The 2,842-nt window shown below is 45.2% G+C and carries 3 protein-coding genes; all 3 read left to right on the top strand.

The genetic code is table 11. The annotated features are described in order from the left end of the window. Window positions 1–161 precede the first annotated feature (161 nt). The 3 genes from istA to ACTNEW_RS16140 are packed head-to-tail and all read left to right on the top strand — an operon-like array spanning window position 162 to window position 2,696. The gene (istA, locus tag ACTNEW_RS16150) at window positions 162–1,718 is read left to right on the top strand and encodes an IS21 family transposase (RefSeq protein WP_441062821.1); all 1,557 of its coding nucleotides are present in this window, start codon (window positions 162–164) and stop codon (window positions 1,716–1,718) included. Beyond that, window positions 1,715–2,509: an ATP-binding protein gene (locus ACTNEW_RS16145; RefSeq protein ID WP_441062819.1), complete on the top strand. Its 795-nt coding sequence runs from the start codon at window positions 1,715–1,717 to the stop codon at window positions 2,507–2,509. The genes istA and ACTNEW_RS16145 overlap by 4 nt, the downstream gene beginning before the upstream one ends. Further along, window positions 2,499–2,696, top strand: a complete 198-nt coding sequence (locus tag ACTNEW_RS16140; protein WP_441062817.1) for a mobility-associated LCxxNW protein — start codon at window positions 2,499–2,501, stop codon at window positions 2,694–2,696. Before ACTNEW_RS16145 ends, ACTNEW_RS16140 begins: the two co-directional genes overlap by 11 nt. The last annotated feature ends 146 nt before the right edge of the window (window positions 2,697–2,842 follow it).

The following is a 2,842-nucleotide window of genomic DNA, read 5'->3' as shown; positions in this document are numbered from 1 at the left end:
TGTATATACCGTTCAGTGAGTGCACACTGCACGGACATTTTGAGCAGGACTTCCGCTAGTTCAGTGCATCCTTTCCGCCCTGTTGAACATCCCGGAAATATACTCCTATAATGAGATTGGCACACATTTGTGTGACTATCATTTATGGGAGGACGATAATTATGGTAAATTATCGCGAAATTCTGAGGCTAAAAAGCCTCAACTACTCAAATGTCGACATAGCATCCAGTGTTCACAGCTCCAGAAACACCATTCATGAGGTGCTAAAACTAGCCGAACTTCTGAAGATCAAATGGCCATTGGGCGATGATGTCACCAACTATACGTTGGAATCTCTCTTTTATCCAGAGCGTAAAAAGACTTCTGAGAGGCGTATGCTCCCGGACTATCCTAAGATCCATCAAGAGCTGGCTAAAAAAGGCGTTACTCTTACTCTGCTTTGGACAGAATACTGTGCCGAGGCAGTTGCTGCCGGAAAAAAACCCTACATGAGTACACAATTTAATGAAAACTATCGAAAATGGGCGCGTGTAACAAAAGCAACCATGCGTATCCATCACAAACCGGGAGATGCAATGGAGGTTGACTGGGCCGGTACCACGATTGATATTTATGATCCGGTAACTGGTGATATTTCGCCGGCATATCTTTTCGTGGCAGTACTCTCATGTAGCTGTTACGTGTATGCGGAAGCATGTCCAAATATGAAGTCAGATGTATTCATCAACTGTCATGTCCATGCATACGAATACTTTGGTGGTGTTACAAGGCTTCTGATCCCGGATAATCTCAAGACCGGTATCACGAAGAATACCCGTTATGAGACTGTCATTCCCAAAGCATACAGGGAAATGGCTGACAACTATGATACAGCAATCGTTCCGGCAAGAGTCAAACATCCGGATGATAAGCCTAATGCGGAAGGCTCTGTAAAGTTTGCAACCACCTGGATCATTGCAGCATTGCGTAACCATCACTTTTTCTCATTGGATGAGGCACGGAAAGCCGTAGCCGAAAAGCTGGAGGAACTGAATACAAGACCCTTTCAAAAAAGAGTAGGGAACCGTCGCTCCGCTTTTGAAAATGAAGAAAAAGCATTTATGCAGCCGCTCCCTATCGCCTCCTTTGAGCCCGCAGTCTGGTCCACTGCTAAGGTTCAGAATGATTATCTCATAAGTGACGGAATCAATAAATACTCCGTTCCATTTGATTTGATCGGTGAACAGGTGGACATCAGGATTTCAAATGACACTGTAGAAGTTTTCTTCCATGGGAGTCGCGTGGCATCGCACATACGTCGGTTAAAAGCTCAGATTGAGCCCATCCGAAAGATGGAGCATATGCCACAGGAGCATCAGAAGTATCTTTCCTATGCTCCGGATGAATTCTTAAACTGGGCATCCTCTATTGGAGAATCGACCAGAAAAGTAACAGAGTATTTCCTGACCTCAGATAAGGAACCTGAACAGGGATTTAAATACTGCGTAAGCCTTATGAAAGCCGCGGATCGTTACGGTCAGAAACGGATGGAGAAGGCCTGCGAACGGTTGCTGACATTTACAAAACAGCCATCTCTACGAAGTGTTCTGACCATCCTCAAAAACGGACAGGATAAACTTCCTTTGGAGACGGTATCAAAACCATCACATCCTGAGAAACGCAGCAAAGGAATTACCCGTGGTGCTGCAGCATTCGCAAAAGGAGGTGCTGCAGAATGATCAATGAGTCAACACTGGACACCTTAAAGGCTATGCACTGCAGTGCAATGGCGGAAGAACTCAGTCGTCAGATGCAGGATCCATCAACCTATTCCCAGTTAGGATTCGAAGAACGTATCGGTCTGATCATTGATGCTGAATGGAACCGCCGTCAGAAAACAAAACTAACAAAGCTAATCACAAAAGCACGCTTTTCTCTTGCATCAGCCTGTGTGGAAGGAATTGAGTATCTTCCGGACAGAAAGCTTGATAAGGCACAAATCCTGCGCTTTGCGACCTGTCAGTATATCAATGAAAACCACCACATCATCTTAAAGGGTGCAAGCGGCTCAGGAAAAACATATCTTGCCTGCGCTCTTGGTAATGCTGCATGCAGAAAATACAAGAAGGTGATCTATATCCGCATGCCGGAACTTTTAGATGAACTCAGCATGGGCAAGGCAACTGGAACATTTGCAAAAATAATCAAAGATTATAAAAAGGCTGACCTTCTCATTCTTGATGAGTGGTTGATCCGCTGTCTTACGCCACAGGAAACCTATAATCTCCTGGAGATAATCGAAGCCCGTGTAAACAGCAAAAATGGTTCCATGATCTTTTGCACGCAGTACACAACCGAAGAATGGTACGCACGTATCGATCCGGAGGCCGATGAAGGCAGTCCGATTTCAGAAGCCATCATGGATCGTATCATCCACAATGCATACGATATCATGATTGAAGGACGCGTTTCCATGCGCAAGCGCCATGGATTGGCGGCCAGCACGGAAGGAGGCACCAATGAAGGATAAATGCCCATTTCGTGAAGGTGGTCGATGTAATATCTGGATCGATTATCAGGTTTTGCAGTACGCTCTCCAGGAAGCTGATGAATTGACCAGCTCTAACTGGAAGGAAATCCAGCGGCTTTATGACCGAATTAATCTGTTGGAAAAAACCTTGCTGGATGCAGGTTTAACCATTCCACCAGAACAGTAACTAAATAAACTGCACTCCTTCCCGGAAAGTTATCGTTATTTTTTCGGGAACGGAGTGTTCACCATACCGGAAAGAGTGCACTGAATGAGCGGAAAGCGTGCACTAAAACACCGTGCAGTCTGCTCTCAGTGGTCGGAATATACAAT

The organism is Blautia sp. HCP3S3_G3 (genome assembly GCF_052063365.1).
GTDB lineage: Bacteria > Bacillota > Clostridia > Lachnospirales > Lachnospiraceae > Blautia_A.
Note: the sequence above shows the minus strand (reverse complement) of the source record. Positions and strands in the feature narration are given on the sequence as shown.

Coding starts and splice junctions, on each gene's coding strand:
- istA (WP_441062821.1), top strand. CDS start 162: ATGGTAAATTATCGCGAAATTCTGAGGCTAAAAAGCCTCAACTACTCA.
- ACTNEW_RS16145 (WP_441062819.1), top strand. CDS start 1,715: ATGATCAATGAGTCAACACTGGACACCTTAAAGGCTATGCACTGCAGT.
- ACTNEW_RS16140 (WP_441062817.1), top strand. CDS start 2,499: ATGAAGGATAAATGCCCATTTCGTGAAGGTGGTCGATGTAATATCTGG.